Origin of the sequence: Rhodoferax fermentans (assembly GCF_002017865.1) — a bacterium.
GTDB classification, from domain to species: domain Bacteria; phylum Pseudomonadota; class Gammaproteobacteria; order Burkholderiales; family Burkholderiaceae_C; genus Rhodoferax; species Rhodoferax fermentans.
Window position 1 is genome coordinate 2588333 of sequence record NZ_MTJN01000002.1, and the last position, 19332, is coordinate 2607664.

Consider the following 19332-nt stretch of genomic DNA (forward strand, 5'->3'; position numbering starts at 1 on the left):
CAAATTTATTGGAGCAAAACCAAATGGCTCAAGAAACTACCAACACGAACGCAGTTGTGCAAGGCAAGATCGTTCAGTGCATCGGCGCCGTGGTCGACGTGGAATTTCCACGCGCTCACATGCCCAACATTTATGACGCGCTCAAGCTCGAAGGCTCCGCGCTGACACTTGAAGTGCAACAGCAACTGGGTGACGGCATTGTCCGTACCATTGCGCTGGGCTCTTCTGACGGTTTGCGCCGTGGTCTGATGGTGTCCAACACCGGCAAGTCGATTCAAGTGCCTGTGGGCAGCGCCACTTTGGGCCGCATCATGGACGTGCTGGGTAACCCGATCGATGAACGTGGCCCGGTGAACGCCGACCTGCACATGTCGATCCACCGCAAAGCGCCGGTCTACGACGAACTGAGCCCATCCCAAGAACTGTTGGAAACCGGCATCAAGGTGATTGACCTGGTTTGCCCGTTCGCCAAGGGCGGCAAGGTCGGTCTGTTCGGTGGTGCCGGTGTGGGCAAGACCGTGAACATGATGGAACTCATCAACAACATCGCCAAGGCACACAGTGGTCTGTCGGTGTTTGCCGGTGTGGGTGAACGCACCCGTGAAGGCAATGACTTCTACCACGAGATGGCCGACTCCGGCGTGGTGAACCTCGAGAAGCTCGAAGACTCCAAGGTGTCCATGGTCTACGGCCAGATGAATGAGCCCCCGGGCAACCGTCTGCGCGTGGCTTTGACTGGTCTGACCATCGCCGAGTCCTTCCGTGACGAAGGCCGTGACGTGTTGTTCTTTGTGGACAACATCTACCGCTACACACTGGCCGGTACCGAAGTGTCCGCGCTCTTGGGGCGTATGCCTTCCGCTGTGGGTTACCAGCCGACACTGGCCGAAGAAATGGGCCGTTTGCAAGAGCGGATCACCTCGACCAAGGTGGGTTCCATCACGTCCATTCAAGCCGTCTACGTGCCTGCGGATGACTTGACCGACCCGTCGCCAGCCACTACCTTTGCCCACTTGGATTCCACCGTGGTGCTGAGCCGTGACATCGCGTCGCTCGGTATTTACCCCGCTGTGGACCCGCTGGACTCCACCAGCCGCCAGCTCGACCCGAACGTGGTGGGCCTGGACCACTACGAAACCGCCCGTGCGGTGCAAGGGACGCTGCAGCGTTACAAAGAGTTGCGCGACATCATCGCCATCTTGGGCATGGACGAATTGGCGCCTGAAGACAAGCTGACGGTGGCCCGTGCCCGCAAGATCCAGCGTTTCCTGTCCCAACCGTTCCACGTGGCTGAAGTGTTTACCGGTTCACCCGGCAAATACGTGTCGCTGGCGGAAACCATCCGTGGCTTCAAGATGATTGTGGCTGGCGAGTGTGACCACCTGCCGGAACAGGCGTTCTACATGGTCGGTACCATCGACGAAGCGTTTGAAAAAGCCAAGAAGATCTAAGGCGGCTTCACCATGAACACCATCCACGTTGATGTGGTCAGTGCCGAAGAGTCCATCTTCTCGGGTGAAGCACGTTTTGTGGCTTTGCCCGGTGAAGCTGGTGAACTGGGCATTTATCCACGCCACACACCGCTGATCACCCGTGTCAAAGCGGGCTCGGTGCGTATCGAAATGGCTGACGGTTCCGAAGAGTTTGTCTTTGTGGCCGGTGGCATTCTGGAAATCCAGCCTGACTGCGTGACCGTGCTGTCGGACACCGCCATCCGTGGCAAGGACCTGGACGACGAAAAAGCCAACGAAGCCAAACTGGCTGCCGAGGAAGCCGTCAAAAACGCCAGGACAGATCTGGATCTGGCCAAAGCCTCGTCAGAGCTGGCGGTCATGGCTGCCCAGATCAGCGCCTTGCGCAAGTACCGCAACAAGAAATAAGCGGTACCGCTCCCCTAAAAACCCCGCGATGCGGGGTTTTTTTATGGCCGGGCGGTTCAGCGCAGCGTGGGCATGTCGGGCAACTCGTTTGGGTTGTGCGCGTCGGGGGCGAGTGGGAAATGGGCCTGCAACAAGCCCGAGACCGCCGCCACAGTCTGTGTCAGTCCCGTTTCGAACTCACCCCGTTGGAAGTGAGCACGCATGCCGCTCAGCAGATGCTGCCAGGTGGCGGCAGACACTTTGTCATTGAGTCCCCGATCCGCCACGATCTCGATGGCGTGTTCAGCCTGCAACAGATAGATCAGCACCCCGTTGTTGTGCTCGGTGTCCCAGACCCGCAGCTTGCCAAACTGGCTCAGTGCACGCTGGCGGATGATGTGTGGCAAAGGCGCATCGCGCCAGAGGTAACTGAGCGGCAAGCCAGCTTCGACAAAAATCCGGATTTCACCGCTGTGCTGTGTTTCGCTGTGGCGGACCGCTTGCGCCAGCCGTTCCAGCGTGCTAGGTGGCAGTGCACGCCTGGCGGCGCCATCAGCCAGCCAGCGGTGTTTAAAAAGCCGTTTGAGTTGAACCCACATCACCAGTCTCCTGAGGCGCCGCCGCCGCCAAAGTCGCCACCGCCACCTGAACTGAAGCCGCCGCCACCGCCGCTGCCAAAACCGCCTCCGAACCCACCGCCGCCAAAGCTGCCACCCCCGCCGCCAAACCCGCTGCGGCTACCTGTGGACACACCGGACAGGAGGGTGAACACCAGCGCAGCCACAGCAGCCAGTCCGGCGATCAGCAGGCTGCTGGTGAGTATCAAGGCGATGAACCCGGCCACACCACCCGTGGCCACCGAGCCGAGCCGCGTGCCCAGGATGCGTTTGGTGACAGCACCCACCACCGGCACCGCGATGAACATGAAAATGCCCAAATCCATCCAGTTGAAGCCGTCGTCACCCGTCTGCTTGTTTGTCCCCGCCTGGCTGGGCACGGGCAGGGCCTCGCCGGTGACAAGCGCCATGAGTTGGTCGGTCGCCACGTCCAGACCACCCGCGTAATCCCCCTGTTTAAAACGCGGGGTGATGGCCTGGTCAATGATGCGTTTGGCCGCCAGATCGGGAATGGCGCCTTCCAGGGTTTTGGCCACCTCAATGCGTACCCGCCGGTCGTTCAGGGCCACCACCAGCAACACACCGTCACCGATCTCTTTGCGACCGATCTTCCAGCTGTTGCCAACCCGGTTGGCATAACTGGTGATGTCCTCGGGCTGGGTGCTTGGCACCAGCAGCAGCACCAACTGGGTGCCGCGTGCCTGCTCAAAGGCCGTGAGTTTGGTCTCCAGTTGCTCCCGCTGTGGGGCACCCAGGGCGCCGCTTATGTCGACGACATGGCCGGTCAGTGGTGGTACGGCCTGTTGCGCCAGGACGACCCCCAGCGTCAACAGCCAACCCAGCAGACAGGCGGTAAACCCCGCCAAGATGCGTTTCATTTCTTGTTGAAATCAACCACCGGCGGGGTGGCTATCGCCGCCTCGTTCTGCACGGTGAAACCTTCCTTGGGGTGGTAACCAAACACCATGGCGGTCAGGTTGCTCGGGAAACTGCGGGCCAACACGTTGTACTGCTGCACCGCCTGGATGTAGCGGTTGCGTGCCACGGTGACACGGTTCTCTGTGCCCTCCAGTTGCACACGCAGGTCTTTGAAACCTTCGTTGGTCTTGAGGTTGGGGTATTGCTCCGACACGGCCATCAGGCGGCTCAAGGCCGTCCCGAGTTCACCCTGGGCCGCCTGGAATTTTTTGAAGGCCTCTGGATCGTTCAGCGTCTCAGGGGTCACCTGGATCGAGGTGGCTTTGGCGCGGGCTTCGATCACCTTGGTCAGGGTCTCTTGCTCAAACGCGGCTTCACCCTTGACGGTGGCGACAATATTGGGCACCAGGTCGGCGCGGCGCTGGTACTGGTTGAGCACCTCGCTCCAGGCGGACTTGGTCTGTTCGTCCAGACTCTGAAAATCGTTGTAGCCACAACCACCGAGCATCAGCGTGGCAGCAAGCACCAAGAACCAGCGTTTCATAGACATCTCCCAGCGAAAAAAAGACAACGGTAGCACAGGCCTGCCTCGCCACTTCGTGGCGTTGGCGTGGAATTCAAGGCCGGTGTGTGTGTATTTGGCCAGTAGCGTTGACGCAGCGCTGCAAAGCAAAGGCAAAATCAGGCTCCATCTGAACAGGCCCCCACATGTCCAAAGCACCCCCAAAGCCCGCCGCCATCGGTGGCAGCGCAGACGAAACGGAAGCCAGCTTCTACGAGGCGCTGCAAAGCGGCGACATCGAGCGTCTGATGGCCTGCTGGGCCGATGAGGACGATGTCGTCTGCATCCACCCTGGCAGCCCGCGCCTGGTGGGCCTGGGTGCTGTGCGTGCCGCTTTTGAGATGGTGCTCAGCCACGGCGCGGTGCGGATCCAGGTGGAATCCCTGCGCAAGATCGAGTCGATGACCAGCGCGGTGCACAGTGTGCGGGAACGCCTCGACATCCTCACCAGCGAGGGCTCGGTTGAGGCCTTTGCCATTGCCACCAACGTGTATTTCAAGACGACCCAGGGTTGGCGCATGGTGGCCCACCATGTCAGCGCCGGTGGCGCACATGACTCTGAGGACATCTCTGACCCACCCCATGTCCTGCACTAAATTGGCCCCCAGCCCTTATCAATAAAGGACAAGTAGCTATGAACTACATAGCTCCCTGGTGGTTGCCAGGCGGGCAGGCGCAAACCATCTGGCCGGCCCTCCACGCGCGCCGCCAACAGGCCCAGGCTACGGCCAAGACCACAGCTTACCGGCGCGAGCGCTGGACCACACCGGACGCTGACTTCATCGATCTGGATTGGTTGGACACACCGCCAGCGGGCACCTTGCTGGTGATGTTCCATGGCTTGGAGGGGTCGTCCCGCAGCCATTACGCGCTGGCGTTTGCCGAGTATGCGCAGCAACAGGGCTTCAACTATGTGGTGCCACATTTTCGGGGCTGCAGTGGCCAGATCAACCTGGCCCCGCGCGCTTACCACTCGGGCGACTATGAGGAAATCGGCTGGGTGTTGCAGGCCTTGCGGCGCCAGCACCATGGGCGCATCCTGGCGGTGGGTGTGTCGCTGGGCGGCAACGCCTTGTTGCGCTGGGCCGAAGAAGCCGGGCAGAGCGCGGGCCAGGTGGTGGATGCAGTTGCGAGCATCTCCGCGCCGGTAGATCTGGCGGCCAGTGGCCGGGCCATCGGCCGCGGCTGGAACCGGCAGATTTACACCCGCATGTTCCTGGCCAGCATGAAACCCAAGGCGCTGCGCAAGCTGGCCCAGCACCCGGGCCTGTTTGATGCACAGGCGCTGCAGGCGGCCCAGGACTTGTATGCGTTTGACAATGTCTTCACCGCCCCGTTGCACGGCTTCAAAAACACCAACGACTACTGGGCGCGGGCCTCGGCCAAACCACAGTTGGCCAGCATCCAGGTGCCTACCCTGCTGGTGAACGCCCTGAACGACCCGTTTGTGCCCGGCCACAGCCTGCCGCACAGACGCCATGTGGGCCACCACGTGACCTTGTGGCAGCCCCGCCATGGTGGCCATGTGGGTTTTGCCGCAGGCCAACCACCCGGCCATCTGCGCAGCTTGCCCGAGCAGGTGGGCGGCTGGCTGGCACAACACGGAGCTCCCCATGGATGACATCGTCCACCAGGCCATGGCCAAATGGCCCAACGTGCCTGACTGTTACGGCTGGCTGGGGCTGGATACGCGTGGCAACTGGTACCTGCGTGATGACCAGGCACAGGCCGCCGGTACGTTTGCCAGCGGCTTGCCGGGCAGCAAGGGCTCGCTGTTGCAACACGACAAACTGATCGACTTCATCGGCCGCAACTACAGCGCTGACAGCCTGGGCCGCTGGTTTTTCCAGAACGGGCCGCAACGGGTGTTTGTGGAGCTGCAGATGGCGCCGCTGGTCTGGCGGGTGCAGGCCGACTTCTCGGTCAAGGACCACATCGGGCGCGATGCGTCTGTCCAGACGTGCTGGCTCGACGAACAAGGCCATCTGTTTTTGCAGACAGACTCCGGTTTTGGCCTGGTGCACACCCAAGACATGGGATTGGCCGCCGATGCGGTAGACCGTGGCCTGTGGTTGCCCCAGGATGTGCTGAGCCAACAGGTGCCAGAGCGGTTCGGTTTTGTTCTCAGTCCCATGGCTATGCAAAATGTATAGCTGAATGCCCTTTTGAAATAAGGGCTGGAGGCCAAAATGATCTTGAATTCAGGGCAAGGTGATGTGATCCCCCTCAAAAAATGCCGGTTTACCAGGCAGCTGGGGCCGAGGTGATCAGCTCAAACAGAACCGTATCAAAGAGGTCCCTGTGCGGGCCAGGCTCGGAAAGCACCTACAATCCACGGTTCGCGTCAAGCATGCGGCTGTAGCTCAGTGGATAGAGTATTGGCCTCCGAAGCCAAGGGTCGTGGGTTCGATCCCCGCCAGCCGCACCAACTGATCATGTCAGTGTGACATCAAGAAGTCTCTAAAACCGCTCTGGCTCAAGCCACAGCGGTTTTTTTGTCTCTTCTTGTCTCCGGGGTCACAAGCGATCCCATGGCATTTGCGCCGCTTTTGAAGCTTCCTGCAAGCACCGTTAAGACACCAGCCGTTGCCAGCGCCGCTGGACGTGGCGCTTGATCACCCGTCCCAGCCGCCAGAGCCAGCTTGCGCGCACCCGCGCCAGCAGCGCGTTTTTCCAGACCGTCCAGCGCATGAAGGCGCGGGCAAACCAGGGCAGTTGCATCAGTGCGGGTTGGGTCAGGGTGAACAGCCGCGCCACGATGGCGGTGCCCAGTACTTTGGCGCTCAGGATCACCAGCGTGCCCAATACCAGCTTGCCCCGGCTGATCGTCCACAGCGCCAGCAGTTTCACCGGCAGCAGCATCAGCGTGGGCACCAGAAACAGCGCCAGTGCCGCGTAGGGTGGCAGGGCGGCGATGTGCCGCTCCAGCCAGCGCAAGCCCGGTATCCGCCCGACCCAGGCCAGCGCACGCTGCAGCGGCTCCCAACCCCATTCCTCAAACAGGATCAGCAGTGCCAACAGGCCTGCCAATACCGCTTTGAGCAGGCGAAGCGGCAGAGAGATGATGCGGGCGGGCTTGGCAGGTGTTGTGCTCATGACCTCTTTGTACCTGAGAAAATGACTGGCCCAACCATGGGCAAGTGTGTGCCCGAAATGCGTCAGGTTGCGCAGACAGTACCCTGCCGCCGCCGATGGCAGCGCTTTGACAACAGGACAGTTGTCGGTCGGGGCCAACAGTTGGTGTCAAAAGTGGTCGTGTTTGTGCCAATCCTGTGTTGCATGTGTTTGAATATTTGCTGCCCTAGCCAGCCCCATACGTTCGATTGAAGGGAGACTGCTTGATGAAGTTTTTGCTGCTTAGCGTGTTGCTGATGGTTGGTGCCGCCAGCGCACAAACGCCAGAACCGATGATCCGCATTTGTGACAACACCGGATGCTCGGACCGACCGCGCGACAGCGCCACCTTTGACCCCTTGCGCGACGACAACCCGGAAGAAACGCGCCGTCTGGCAGCGCTGACCGACATCGCCAGCAAAGACCCCCGCGCTGCATATGACTTGGCGCTGCGCTACTTTCGAGGTGACGGTGTGCGCCGAGACAGCTATCAGGCGCTGCAGTGGATGCGTGACGCCGGTGAGCGGGGTGTGCCTGCGGCCTGGCTAGCCTTGGGCCGCTTGTATCTGATGGGGCTGGAGGAGATGGGCTCTGACCCGGCTGAGGCTGAAAAATGGCTGTCACTTGCCGCCGAGCGGGGTAATAAAGAAGCCCGCAAATTGCTGTCACAAGCGCGTTCCGCCCAAAAGTCCGAACAGGAGTCGTTCCAGCAACGTGAAGCAGATCGAAAGGCATGGCCTGGCTGGTGGGGCAGCGCTTATACCTACCACTGGTTCTGGTCCCCGAGTGGCTGGTATTACCGCTGAGCCGCCGATAATCCGAAGCGCCCTTTATCCAACTACCTTGAGAGAAAGTCGATCCATATGAACAAGTCCTCGTCCTCCCTGCGTTTGACCGCATTGGCTGCTTTGCTGGCTTTGGCCGGCTGTGTCACACCCGGTGGTACCGTGACCACGGGTGCCGAAGCCTCCTCCAGCACCACTGCCGTCAAAGGCGCAGCAGCTGGCGGCACCAGCGTGGGGGCCGATCCCAGTCTGGAGCGCTGCGATGCGCCGCTGGGCACCTTGGCGGTGGACGATGGTCGCGGCAAGGAATGGTTTGCCAGCTTTGGCGCAGCCACCCAGGTCACCACCATTGAGCCGCTGCTGCGCCTGGCTGTGCAGCAGTCGAACTGCTTTGTGATCACGTCCATTGGCAACAACAAGACTGAGAGCAAGATTTCGTCGATCACCGACAAACAACGCAACTCGGGTGAGTTCCGTGCTGGGTCGAAACAGCAAAAAGGACAGCGCGTGGCGGCTGACTACTACCTGGAGCCAGCCATCATCATCGACAACGACTCCACTGGCAAACTGGCAGGCTCCTTGGGCGGCATGTTGGGTGGTACCTTCGGCGCCATTGCGGGCTCGATGGAAAGCAAGGCTTCGGTGGTGACGATGACGATGTTTGACATCCGCTCGGGTGTGCAGATTGCCATTTCACAAGGCAATGCCACCGCCACCAACTTTGGTGCGGCCCTGGGCGCGTTTGGCGGTGGTGCGGCGGGCGGGCTGAGCGGTTTCTCGCGCACACCGGCTGGCAAGGCCACGGTGGCTGCGTTTGTGGATGCCTACAACAGCATGGTGATCTCGTTGCGCAACTACAAGGCGCAAGAAGTTAAGGGCGGCCTAGGCAAGGGCGGTGTGCTCAAGGTCGGGAAATAAACACAAGCACACACATCCTGAACCTTACACCCCACGCGCCCGGTCTGCCTTGAACTGGGCGCGGAAAGCGCCAAAGGTGCCACTCTCCAGCGATGCGCGGATCTCGGCCATCAGGTTCAGGTAGTAGTGCAGGTTGTGGATGCTCGAGAGCATCGGGCTGAGCATTTCGGCGCAGCGGTCCAGGTGGTGCAGGTAGGCGCGGCTGAAGCCACCGCTCACTGAACCGTCCGGCCGCGTGACGCCTTTGCAGGCGTAACAAGTGCAGGTGGGGTCTAGCGGGCCGTGGTCGGTCTTGTGGCGGGCGTTGCGGATTTTGAGGTCGCCATAACGCGTGAATAACGTGCCGTTGCGGGCGTTGCGCGTGGGCATCACGCAGTCGAACATGTCCACGCCTTGGGCCACACCTTCGACCAGATCTTCCGGTGTGCCAACACCCATCAGGTAGCGCGGTTTGTTGGTCGGCAGGCGGTGTGGACTGTGCGCCATGATGCGCAACATCTCGTCCTTGGGTTCGCCCACACTGACACCACCCACGGCGTAACCGGGGAAGTTCATGGCAACCAGGGCTTCCAGTGACTCCTGGCGCAGGTGCTCGAACATGCCGCCTTGCACAATACCAAACAAGGCGTTGGGGTTCTCCAGCCGGGCAAACTCGTCCTGGCTGCGTTTGGCCCAGCGCAGGCTCATTTCCATGCTGGTGCGGGCCTCGCGCTCGGTGGTGATCTGGCCCTTGGTTTTGGGTTCGACCGACAGATACGGCGTGCATTCGTCAAGCTGCATCACGATGTCGGAGTTCAGCGTGGTCTGGATCTGCATCGACACTTCGGGCGACATGAAGAGTTTGTCGCCGTTGACTGGGCTGGAAAAGTGCACCCCTTGTTCGGTGATTTTGCGCATGGCACCCAGGCTCCAGACCTGAAAACCGCCCGAGTCGGTCAGGATCGGCTTGTTCCAGCGCTCAAAACCGTGCAGGCCGCCAAAACTCTGCATCACGTCTTGCCCCGGGCGCATCCACAGATGAAACGTGTTGCCCAGGATGATTTGTGCGCCCATGTCTTCCAGGCTGGAGGGCATCACACCCTTGACGGTGCCGTAGGTGCCCACCGGCATGAAGATCGGGGTTTGCACCACGCCATGGTTGAGGGTCAGGGTGCCACGGCGCGCGTGGGAGCCCGCGTAGCCAGTGTCAGCGTTGGCGGGGTCGGTATGGAGCAGGTCGAATGTGAGCATGGGGCTATTGTCTTTGATCGTGGCATCGTCGCGTGCCGGGTGCTGTTCAGTCGGGCTGTGTCACCAAATCGTCACGTGATCGACATAGGATTTTCCCTTGCGCAGGTGACAGCAGGCGCTGTGTCACCCGCCTTTTACTTTAGGAATAACCCATGTCACGTTCACGTTCCCCGATCCAGGTCGCCCTGGTGCTGGCTTGCGCACAAGCCCTGATGCCCGTTTGGGCACAACCCGCCGCCACGACGGGTGGCTATTTCAACCGCGTGGCCACTTTCGAGGCCTACCGCAATGTGCCCGAAGGCCGCGCCGTCAGCAAAAAGTCGGTGGCCGAAATTGTGGCCGCCAGTGCCGATGGCCGTTGGCTGGCCTACACCGATGGTGAACAGCAAGGCATTGGTTTTATTGACATCAGCAAGCCGTCTCAGCCCAAACCAGCAGGGTTTGTACCGGTCGATGGTGAGCCGACCTCGGTGGTGTTTGCCCACGGCAAGGTGCTGGCGGTGGTGAGTTCCACCCGCCAGTTTGACCAACCCGAAGGTCACCTGGCGGTGCTGGACTTTGCCAGCCGCAAGCTGGTCGCCCAATGCCCGCTGCGCGGCCAGCCTGATTCGATTGCCCTGGATGCTGGGGCCAAACATGCGGTGATCGTGATCGAGAACGAACGTGATGAAAAGCTCAACAAGGGCGCCATTCCCCAGCTGCCCGGTGGCAACCTCAGCATCGTGCCCTTGGATGCCCAAGGTTTGCCGGATTGCACGCGGCTGCACCCGGTGTCTCTGGCCGGTTTGGCCGAGATTGCGCCGACTGACCCGGAGCCCGAATTTGTCAAGGTCAATCGCCAGGGGGTGGCTGTGGTGTCCTTGCAAGAGAACAACCACCTGGTGCTGGTGGACGTGGCCAAACGGGCGGTGCTCAAACACTTCTCTGCGGGCACGGTGAACCTCAAGGAAGTGGACACCAAACGTGACGGCAACATCCAGCCCACCGGCAGCTTGACCGGTGTGCTGCGTGAACCCGACGCGGTGGCTTGGCTCGATGACAAACGTTTTGTCACCGCCAATGAAGGGGATTACAAGGGTGGTTCGCGCAGCTTTTCCATCTTTAACACCGACAGCACCCTGGCCTGGGACAGTGGCAACTTCCTGGACCATGAGGCGATCCGCCTGGGTCACTATCCAGAAGCACGCTCGGGCGCCAAAGGCAATGAGCCCGAGAGTGTGGAGGTGGGTATGTTTGGCAAGGATCGTCTGATTTTTGTGGGTTCGGAGCGCTCCTCACTGGTCACGGTGTGGCGTGATCGGGGCGCTGGCCAGCCACCGCAGTACCTGCAGGCCTTGCCCGCAGGCAGTGGCCCCGAAGGTCTGTTGGCTATCCCTCAGAGAAACCTGCTGGTGGTGGCCAGTGAAAACGACGGTGCGGCCCGTGCCAGTGTGATGATTTACCAGCGCGGCACCGAACTGCCTGCCTATCCCACGCTGATGTCGAGCGACAGCGCCAGCGGCACACCGATTCCTTGGGGTGCGCTGTCTGGCTTCTCTGCCGATCGCCAGAAAGCGGGACGTTTGTGGGCGGTGACCGACAGCGCTTATGCCACAACACGCATTCTGCAGATCGACGCCAACTTCAGTCCGGCGCTCATCTCCGCCGCGATCAGTGTGACCAAGGACGGCAAACCGGTGGGTTTTGACGGTGAAGGCATCGCGCAGCGTGCCGACGGCGGTTTCTGGATCGCCTCGGAGGGTGACCCTGACAAGAAGTCAGGTCCTCTCAAAGACATGCTGGTCCGGGTGAATACCAAGGGCGAAGTGCAGGAAGAAATCAGCTTGCCCGAGAGCCTGAGCCACCACGCTGTGCGTTTTGGCTTGGAAGGGGTCACTACCACCGGTGAAGGTGCACAGGAGCAGGTGTGGCTGGCGGTACAGCGGGAGTGGAAGGACGACCCCAAGGGGATGGTGAAGATTCTGCGCTACACCCCGGCCACCCAGACCTGGGGTGTGCTGCACTACCCGCTCGACACCACGGCGGTGGCCGGTGGCTGGGTAGGGCTGTCGGAGATCACAGCCGTCGGTAACGACAACTTTGTGGTGATCGAGCGTGACAACCAGTTTGGCGACCAATCCCTCAAAACACTCAAAGCCTTCTCTGTGGCTGGGTTGCAACCTGCTGCGCCAGGGGATGCCAACGTGCCGGTGGTGCACAAGCGCCTGGTGCGTGATCTGGTGCCTGATTTGCAAAAACAACACGGCCATGTGCTCGACAAGGTCGAGAGTTTTGCGGTGGACGTCACCGGCCAGGCGTTTGCCGTGACCGACAACGACGGTGTGGAGGGTGGCGCCAGTGGTGAAACGCAGTTCCTGCGTTTGGGCCAGTTGCCTGGCCTGCGTTAAGGCTGGCGGGTCAGCAGCATGGCGTCGCCATAGCTGAAGAACCGGTACTTTTCCTGGATGGCGTGGGCGTACAGCGCCATGATGTGCTCATAACCCGCAAAGGCGCTCACCAACATCATCAGGCTGGACTTGGGCAGGTGGAAGTTGGTGATCAATGCGTCGACTTGTCTGAACTCAAAGCCTGGGGTGATGAAGATGCGGGTGTCGCCAGTGCTGGTGCCCGATTGCGCCCAGGACTCCAGTGTGCGCACGGTGGTGGTGCCCACGGCCACGATGCGTCCACCACGGGCCCGGCAATCGGCAATCGCCTGCTGGGTGGACGCAGGCACCTCGTACCACTCGCTGTGCATCTGATGTTCGGACAGGTTCTCGGTCTTGACCGGTTGAAACGTGCCGGCGCCCACATGCAGCGTGACCTGGGCGCGTTGCACCCCCAGCGCGTCAATTTGTGCCAACAAAGCCTCGTCAAAATGCAGGGCTGCCGTCGGGGCCGCCACCGCCCCCGGGTTTTTGGCGAACACCGTCTGGTAACGCCGGGCGTCCTCTTCCGAGTCGGTATGGGTGATGTAGGGTGGCAAAGGCACATGGCCATGGCGGCTCATCAGGGTGTAGGGGTCGTCACCCGCATCGTTGGACAGCACAAAGCGAAATAACGCACCCTGTTCATCGGGCCAGCGGCCCAGCAGGGTGGCGCTCAGGTGGTCCGTGCTGCCGGGCGCACTCACCAGGGCCACGGTGGTGCCAACCTCGGGCTTTTTGCTGACGCGCATGTGGGCGGCCACCTGGTTGCCACCCAGCACCCGCTCCACCAGCAGTTCGAGTTTGCCGCCAGTGGGTTTTTCACCAAACAGGCGGGCGTTCATGACCTGGGTGTCGTTGAAGACCATCAGGTCGCCGGGTTGCAGCAACGCCGGCAAATCCCTGAACACGCGGTCTACCGGGCTGGCGCTGCGGCCGTCCAGCAGGCGCGAGCCGCTGCGCTCAGGCGCCGGGTGTTGGGCAATCAGCTCGGGCGGCAGCTGGAAGTCAAAGTCACTGAGGGTGAAGCTGCGCGGGGCGCTTGGGGAGGATGTATTCATGGTGCTTGAGGGGCGGACAGGCCCCGTGCCAAGTGGATCAACCCGCCATTCTCGCAGGCCCGCTGTCACGAGGCTCATCGTTGTCAACGCATCAGAGATTTGCTGGCGCTGTGTGCGCTGGCGCACGGCAAGTTGCCACCTGCCGGTGATATAACTTTTGTTTTAGTACTCACAAGGACTCACCATGACCCCATTCACATCCCCCGCCCGCCTGGCCACCACCGGCCTGTGCGCCTTTGCTTTGCTGGCCAGTGGCTGCGCCAACATGTCTGATACACAACGTGGCACGGCCATTGGTGCCGGTGTGGGGGTGCTGGCAGGCGCCGCTATTGGCGACAGCAGCAAGTCCGCTGCCATTGGTGCTGGTTTGGGCGCCTTGGGTGGATACATCTGGTCGAACCAGATGGCGAAGAAAAAAGCCGCGATGGAGCAGGCCACCGCCGGTACCGGTGTAGCGGTGACTCAAACGGACGACAACCAGCTCAAACTCAACATCCCGAGTGATATCTCGTTTGACACCGGGCGTGCCAACATCAAGTCCAATCTGCAGCCTATCCTGGACCAGTTTGCACAGGGTCTGTCGAGCCAGCCCAACACCGAGATCCGCATCATCGGCCACACCGACAGCACCGGCTCGGATGCCATCAACAACCCGCTGTCGGTCAACCGCGCGGTCAGCGCACGTGAGTACCTGGCTTCGCGTGGTGTGGATGCACGCCGCATCCAGATTGACGGCCGGGGTTCGCGTGAGCCGATTGCGGACAATAACTCCGAGGCGGGCCGCGCCAAAAACCGCCGTATCGAGATCTTCCTGGCCGAACGCGCGACAGCTGCACGTTAAGGACGGTTCTGACAACAGCGCGGGCTGTGGCGGCCCGCGCTGTTGTTTTACGCGGCCAGAGGCAAGGGCAGCGGTGGCATCGTGCTTTGGTATTGTTTCTTGGCTGCGGCATAACACTCGCAAGCCCCACGCTCCAGCCGCTGCCTATCGAGCACCGTGACGTGACCGCGGCGGTAACGGATCACGCCGCTGAGCTGCAGTTTGTGCGCCGCAGTGGTGATGCTTTCGCGCCGCACCCCCAGCAGGTTGGAGAATTGTTCATGGGTCATGGTCAACTCGCGTTGAGACGAGCGGTCCAGCCCAATCAGCAGGCGTCGGCAGAACTTCTGCTCGACCGAATGGAAGTGGTTGCACACGGCCAGTTGTGCCATTTGGGCCACCTGGGCATGGGCGTAACGCAGTAACAAGGGCAAGGCCGGGCCGCCTTGCGACAGCTCTTGTCGCACCGCATGGGCATTCAGCCGGTAGCCGCTTCCGGCGCTTTGTACCACCGCCTCGCTGGCAACGGTGCTGGCGCCCATGAGTGCATCGATGCCAACGACACCATCGTTGCCCAGCGCACCAATTTCGGTGGATGCGCCGTCGCGTGTGATGTACAGCAAGGACACGATGGCCGTGGTCGGAAAGTACACATAAGCTGGGGTGGCGCCAGAGGTGTGCAAGGACTTGTCCAGAGGCAGGTCAACGAACTCGAGTTGGGTACGCCAGCGAGTCCAAACTGACTCGGGCAACGCGGCCAAGAAGTGGTTTTGCCGTGGATCGCCAGTGGGGCGTGAGGTGATCTGCATCGTGCTCTCCTGATGGTTGGTGTCGTTTGGATGATGCCCAGCAACATGTCTGCGGGCTATCAGCCACCACCGCCAAGCTTTGTGGGCCTTGTCCTACACCTTGACTGGTCCAGCCCCCTCTTGCAACGACCCTATTTGCACAAGTTGCGGTCTTGTCCTACAGCGTTTTGGCCAACTTTCCGATATCCTGAGTGTCGAAAACCAGCCCATGGGCGGTTGTTTTGCCAAATGAGAGGTCGTTTTTTGTGAGCTTGCGCATTTTTCTTGTTGAAGACAGTTTGACGATCCGTGTCAGTTTGATGGACATGCTGACGGACCTTGTGGATGCCTGTCTGGTGGGTGTTGCGGAGCAGCAGACCGATGCGATTGAGTGGCTGAGCGAACATCCTGACGGATGGGATGTGGCCATTGTGGACATTTTTCTCAAACGTGGATCAGGTCTGCCCGTGCTCAGGGCCTGCGCCAATCGCTTACCCAAACAACGGGTGCTGGTGTTGTCCAACTACGCCACGGCTGAGATGCGCACGCAGGCTTTGCGTTTGGGGGCGGATCGTGTGTTTGACAAGTCGCAAGACGTCGATGCCTTGATCGATTACTGCCGCCAAGTGGGTCTGGATGTGAAGCTGCCTTGAGTTGCCCTCAATCCAGCAACCCGTTTTTCAGAGCGTAGTAGGTCAGATCACTGTTCGAGGCCAGTCCCATTTTCTCCAGGATGCGGGTGCGGTAGGTGCTGACGGTTTTGGCGCTCAGGAACAAGGACTGGGCGATATCACCCACGGTTTCACCTTTGGCCAGGCGCAACAACACCTGCAGCTCGCGCGCGGACAGTTGCTCGTGCGCTGCAGCGTCGTTTGGCCGGTTCAGTTGGCCTGCCAACAGGTCAGCAATCTGGGGCGTGATGTAGCGGTTGCCACCCGCAATACGACGTACTGCCGCCAAGACGTCTTCGGGTTCGCATTGTTTGTTGAGGTAGCCGCTGATGCCACGGCGTAACAAAGACACGGCGTAGTGCTCCTCGGGGTAACCGCTCAAGATCAGGATGCCCAAGTCGGGCGCGTGGGCTTGGATCCTGGCCAACACGTCCATACCCGATTGTTTAGGCATGGAGATGTCCAGGATCAGGACGTCCAGCTGGTGTTGACGCACCACCTCCAACGCCTGGGCGCCATCACCGGCTTCGGCAACGACCTCGATGTCGGGCTGGTCTGTGAAGAAGCCTCGCAGACCGCTGCGTACCAAGGCATGGTCGTCGATGATGGCAATTTTGATGTTGGGCATGATGCGATGGATCGCTGATTATCATAGCGGCGCAGCTCAAATCCGTAGCGCCCTGCGGTCAAGCGCAATTTGCATCAGGGCTGGCAGTGAGGCGAAAGATGGGTATATACGGAAAGTGGGTCAGCGTGATCGACAAGGTGCGCGAGCGTGACTGGGTGGAGGTTGCCCGCAAATGGCTGTCTAAGCAGCAAGTGATTTTTGGCCTGGCGGTGATGGTGGCGGCCTCGTTGATTGTGGCGAATGAACTCAATTTTGACGCTGCCAGTGAAGCCTCGCGAGGCAGTGTTGTTGTCGCCCAGCGACAGACCAGCATCTACAACTTGCAGCGCCTGTTGCTCAATGCCGAGACCGGGCAACGGGGTTATATGCTTACTGGTGACCCAAGTTATCTGCAGCCCTATACCCAAGCCGTGACCGAGGTCGAGGCGTCGCTCAACAGCTTGCGCGCGCTCGTTGTGTCCAATGCCCAGATGATGGCTGAGTTCGCTGTGTTGTCGCGCGCTATTTCGCGCAAATTGGCAGAGCTGGAACTGACGATCAAACTCCGCCAATCCGGCGCCGAACAAGAAGCCTGGCAAGTCGTGATGGACACCGGTCTGGGGCGGCAGTATATGGATGCTGTGCGTGTGGCGTCGGATGTGCTGTTGAAATCGGCTGCCAAAGATCTGACATTGCAAACCATCAAAGTCCAGCAGAGTTTGCAGGCTTCGCGCCTGAGTGTCATGATCACGGCGCTTTTCTGCTTGCTGGCATTTGGCCTGTATTTGCGCGGCTCGGCCAAGTTGCATGAGGCTTCCCAAAAGCGCGCCCAAGATCTGCAACACGAAAAAGCCAAACTGGAAGGTTTGGTGGCGCTGCGCACCGCTGAGCTGGAGCAGCTGGCCAACCATTTGATCAATGTTCAGGAACGCGAGCGCGAACGTTTGGCTCGGGAATTACATGACGAGCTGGGCTCCTTGCTCACGGCAGCCAAGTTTGATGTGGCACGTGTGAAATCCAGGTTGCCAACCGAGCCACCGGACCTGCACGAGCGATTGAGTCACCTGACCAGCACGCTCAATGCTGGCATCGCCATCAAGCGAAAAATCATCGAAGATTTGCGCCCCTCCTCCCTGTCCAACCTGGGTTTGCCCGCTGCGCTCGAAATATTGGCGCAGGAGTTCAGAGCCAACACGCAGTTGACAGTGGAGACCAGTGTGGATGCGCTTGAGTTGGACGAGGGGCAACAACTGGGGGTGTACCGTCTGGTGCAAGAGGCTTTCACCAACATTGCCAAACACGCCCATGCCACGCGGGTGCAGGTGCTGGTGAAAAACTACTGGAACCATGTTGAGGTGGTGGTGAGCGACGATGGTGTCGGTTTTGACGCCGGACAAACCAAACACGCGAGCCATGGTCTGTCGGGCATGCGCCAGCGCATGCACGCGCTGCAAGGTCGACTGGAACTCAGCTCCGTCCCCGGACAAGGGACCACCATCAAGGCCGTTTTGCCGCTGGGCTTGTCCGCTGCTGCGGATGTGTAGCGCGCTCTGGCGAGGTGAGCAGCGTCGCAAGAGACTCCCCGCCGCTCAAGGCAGAGGCGGTTGGCCACCAAGTAAAATAGACCTTTTTGTGAAGGTGCTTGCCCAGCTCGGGCAGATTGAGGTCAGGGTACGTGCTGCCACTGTGTTGTTGTGGTGCGCGCTCGGTCGGTTCCGAGCTCAGTGTGGTCCAGCTCGACCACGCTGCCCCGGCCTGGCGCGCCCGTCGCAAGCAGCCTCCCATGGATCCCATGCCTTCATCTCTGACCACCGCCTACCCGGCACCCAGCCAGCGTCTGCCCTTGGTGGATGCGTTCAAGGCGGTTGCCTCTCAGCTGATCGTCCTGCATCATCTGGCCTTTTATGGCCCGCTGTCGGATGGCGCCTATCTGTTGGCTCCCGATCTGGTGGCCTGGTTCAGCCAGGACGCCCGTATGGCGGTGCAGGTGTTTCTGGTGATTGCCGGTTTTCTGGCGGCGCGCAGCCTGGCGCCCGAGGCGGTGCTGGTCACCGCCAAGCCTTTGACCCAGCTGTGGCAGCGTTATGTGCGGGTGGCTTTGCCCTACATCGCCGCGCTGCTGGTGGCCATGGCCTGCACCCAACTGGCCGGCCACTGGATGCAGCACGACTCCTTGCCCGACCCGCCCACACTCTGGCAGTTTGTCAGCCATGTCCTGCTGCTGCAGAGTGTGCTAGACATGGATGCACTCTCGGCCGGGGTCTGGTATGTGGCGATTGATTTCCAGCTGTTTGCCTTGCTGCTGCTGCTGCTCTGGGCGGCCCGGCGCTGGCCCGACGCACCGTCCACACGGCGGCGCCGCCTGGCGCGGGCGCTGGTGTGGGGGCTGGGGTTGGCGTCCCTGTTTTACTTCAACCGCGATGCTGGCTGGGACAACTGGGCGCTGTACTTTTTTGGCGCCTACGGTCTGGGGGCTTTGGCGTACTGGTTTTGCCAACTGCCCTCGGGGCGGGCGCGGCGCTGGCGCATGCGGGCGTTGGTGCTGTTGACGCTGCTGGCGCTGGTGTTCGACTTTCGCGCCCGCATTGCGGTGGCGCTCACGGTGGCCGTGGTGCTGGCCTGGTCTTTGCGCAAGGGCTGGCTCTACAGCTGGCCACGCAGCCCGGTGCTGGCCTACCTGGGCAAAATTTCCTACTCGGTGTTTTTGCTGAATTTCCCGGTGGCGCTGGTGGTCAACGCCTGGTTCACACGGTATGGCTCGGACGATGTCTGGGTGCAGACGGCGGGCGTGCTGGTGGCCTGGCTGGCCTGCAACCTGGCGGGGGCGGCTTTTTACCATCTGGTGGAGCAAAAACTCAGTCGGCTGGGGCGACCCAAAACAGCTCGGGTCCTGCCTACCTGAGCCGAGGGCACTGTCTGGCGGCACCGAGCCTGAACGCCGTGGCAAGGTGTTTGACCCTCGTGACCCGAAGCACGG

At 60.9% G+C, this 19332-nt stretch carries 21 protein-coding genes and 1 tRNA gene; 13 read left to right on the forward strand and 9 right to left on the reverse strand.

Annotated elements, in window-relative coordinates; all coding sequences use genetic code 11:
• The first annotated feature begins 23 nt into the window (after positions 1–23).
• The gene (gene atpD, locus RF819_RS12090) at positions 24–1451 is read left to right on the forward strand and encodes a F0F1 ATP synthase subunit beta (protein WP_078365225.1); all 1428 of its coding nucleotides are present in this window, start codon (positions 24–26) and stop codon (positions 1449–1451) included.
• A 12-nt stretch (positions 1452–1463) separates the two neighbouring features.
• Positions 1464–1880, forward strand: a complete 417-nt coding sequence (locus tag RF819_RS12095; protein WP_078365226.1) for a F0F1 ATP synthase subunit epsilon — start codon at positions 1464–1466, stop codon at positions 1878–1880.
• Positions 1881–1936: 56 nt separating this feature from the next.
• Here the strand turns inward: RF819_RS12095 and RF819_RS12100 are convergent, their stop codons facing one another.
• The 3 genes from RF819_RS12100 to RF819_RS12110 are packed head-to-tail and all read right to left on the reverse strand — an operon-like array spanning position 1937 to position 3944.
• A complete protein-coding gene (locus RF819_RS12100; protein ID WP_078365227.1) occupies positions 1937–2458 on the reverse strand; it encodes a TPM domain-containing protein in 522 nt (173 codons plus the stop codon).
• A complete protein-coding gene (locus RF819_RS12105) occupies positions 2458–3354 on the reverse strand; it encodes a TPM domain-containing protein (protein ID WP_078365228.1) in 897 nt (298 codons plus the stop codon). The genes RF819_RS12100 and RF819_RS12105 overlap by 1 nt, the downstream gene beginning before the upstream one ends.
• Positions 3351–3944, reverse strand: coding sequence for a LemA family protein (locus RF819_RS12110; protein ID WP_078365229.1), 594 nt, complete (start codon positions 3942–3944; stop codon positions 3351–3353). Before RF819_RS12110 ends, RF819_RS12105 begins: the two co-directional genes overlap by 4 nt.
• 158 nt (positions 3945–4102) lie before the next feature.
• Here RF819_RS12110 and RF819_RS12115 point away from each other — a divergent pair, with 158 nt between their 5' ends.
• The 4 genes from RF819_RS12115 (at position 4103) to RF819_RS12130 (ending at position 6384) form a co-directional block, all read left to right on the forward strand.
• Complete coding sequence (locus tag RF819_RS12115) at positions 4103–4552, forward strand: YybH family protein (protein ID WP_078365230.1); 450 nt, start codon at positions 4103–4105, stop codon at positions 4550–4552.
• A 38-nt stretch (positions 4553–4590) separates the two neighbouring features.
• Positions 4591–5577 carry a YheT family hydrolase gene (locus tag RF819_RS12120; RefSeq protein WP_078365231.1) on the forward strand — a complete coding sequence of 329 codons (987 nt, stop codon included), beginning with the start codon at positions 4591–4593 and terminating at the stop codon, positions 5575–5577.
• Positions 5570–6109 carry a DUF2946 family protein gene (locus RF819_RS12125; RefSeq protein ID WP_078365232.1) on the forward strand — a complete coding sequence of 180 codons (540 nt, stop codon included), beginning with the start codon at positions 5570–5572 and terminating at the stop codon, positions 6107–6109. Before RF819_RS12120 ends, RF819_RS12125 begins: the two co-directional genes overlap by 8 nt.
• 199 nt (positions 6110–6308) lie before the next feature.
• Positions 6309–6384: transfer RNA gene (locus tag RF819_RS12130), tRNA-Arg, on the forward strand.
• Positions 6385–6527: 143 nt separating this feature from the next.
• Here the strand turns inward: RF819_RS12130 and RF819_RS12135 are convergent.
• A complete protein-coding gene (locus RF819_RS12135; protein ID WP_207160800.1) occupies positions 6528–7052 on the reverse strand; it encodes a hypothetical protein in 525 nt (174 codons plus the stop codon).
• Positions 7053–7294: 242 nt separating this feature from the next.
• Here RF819_RS12135 and RF819_RS12140 point away from each other — a divergent pair, with 242 nt between their 5' ends.
• Entirely contained in the window at positions 7295–7876 is a 582-nt protein-coding gene (locus RF819_RS12140) for a tetratricopeptide repeat protein (protein ID WP_420853887.1), read from the forward strand.
• 57 nt (positions 7877–7933) lie between these two features.
• On the forward strand, positions 7934–8773 hold the full coding sequence (locus RF819_RS12145) for a hypothetical protein (RefSeq protein ID WP_078365234.1): 840 nt from the start codon (positions 7934–7936) through the stop codon (positions 8771–8773).
• A gap of 24 nt (positions 8774–8797) precedes the next feature.
• Here the strand turns inward: RF819_RS12145 and tgt are convergent, their stop codons facing one another.
• Complete coding sequence (tgt, locus tag RF819_RS12150) at positions 8798–10003, reverse strand: tRNA guanosine(34) transglycosylase Tgt (protein WP_078365235.1); 1206 nt, start codon at positions 10001–10003, stop codon at positions 8798–8800.
• 152 nt (positions 10004–10155) lie between these two features.
• On the opposite strand from tgt, the gene RF819_RS12155 reads away from it, so the two are divergent.
• Positions 10156–12390 carry an esterase-like activity of phytase family protein gene (locus tag RF819_RS12155; RefSeq protein ID WP_078365236.1) on the forward strand — a complete coding sequence of 745 codons (2235 nt, stop codon included), beginning with the start codon at positions 10156–10158 and terminating at the stop codon, positions 12388–12390.
• Here RF819_RS12155 and queA read toward each other — a convergent pair.
• Complete coding sequence (gene queA, locus RF819_RS12160; RefSeq protein WP_078365237.1) at positions 12387–13469, reverse strand: tRNA preQ1(34) S-adenosylmethionine ribosyltransferase-isomerase QueA; 1083 nt, start codon at positions 13467–13469, stop codon at positions 12387–12389. The two genes, RF819_RS12155 and queA, sit on opposite strands and share 4 nt — an antisense overlap.
• A 184-nt stretch (positions 13470–13653) precedes the next feature.
• Here queA and RF819_RS12165 point away from each other — a divergent pair, with 184 nt between their 5' ends.
• Positions 13654–14310: a YiaD family glycine zipper/OmpA-like lipoprotein gene (locus tag RF819_RS12165; protein WP_078365238.1), complete on the forward strand. Its 657-nt coding sequence runs from the start codon at positions 13654–13656 to the stop codon at positions 14308–14310.
• 47 nt (positions 14311–14357) lie between these two features.
• On the opposite strand, the gene RF819_RS12170 is transcribed toward RF819_RS12165, so the two are convergent.
• Together RF819_RS12170 and RF819_RS21425 are read right to left on the reverse strand one after the other, a co-directional pair.
• Positions 14358–15098 carry a Crp/Fnr family transcriptional regulator gene (locus tag RF819_RS12170; RefSeq protein ID WP_078365239.1) on the reverse strand — a complete coding sequence of 247 codons (741 nt, stop codon included), beginning with the start codon at positions 15096–15098 and terminating at the stop codon, positions 14358–14360.
• Positions 15099–15255: 157 nt separating this feature from the next.
• The gene (locus RF819_RS21425; RefSeq protein ID WP_169906410.1) at positions 15256–15405 is read right to left on the reverse strand and encodes a hypothetical protein; all 150 of its coding nucleotides are present in this window, start codon (positions 15403–15405) and stop codon (positions 15256–15258) included.
• On the opposite strand from RF819_RS21425, the gene RF819_RS12175 reads away from it, so the two are divergent.
• Entirely contained in the window at positions 15404–15730 is a 327-nt protein-coding gene (locus RF819_RS12175) for a response regulator (RefSeq protein ID WP_420853886.1), read from the forward strand. The two genes, RF819_RS21425 and RF819_RS12175, sit on opposite strands and share 2 nt — an antisense overlap.
• Before the next feature lie 7 nt (positions 15731–15737).
• Here RF819_RS12175 and RF819_RS12180 read toward each other — a convergent pair whose 3' ends face one another.
• Entirely contained in the window at positions 15738–16376 is a 639-nt protein-coding gene (locus RF819_RS12180; protein ID WP_078365241.1) for a response regulator, read from the reverse strand.
• Positions 16377–16474: 98 nt separating this feature from the next.
• On the opposite strand from RF819_RS12180, the gene RF819_RS12185 reads away from it, so the two are divergent.
• Entirely contained in the window at positions 16475–17899 is a 1425-nt protein-coding gene (locus tag RF819_RS12185; protein ID WP_078365242.1) for a CHASE3 domain-containing protein, read from the forward strand.
• Between the two features lie 248 nt (positions 17900–18147).
• Positions 18148–19257 (forward strand): acyltransferase family protein, encoded by a 1110-nt coding sequence (locus RF819_RS12190; protein WP_078366921.1) that lies wholly within the window; start codon positions 18148–18150, stop codon positions 19255–19257.
• Positions 19258–19332: the final 75 nt, after the last annotated feature.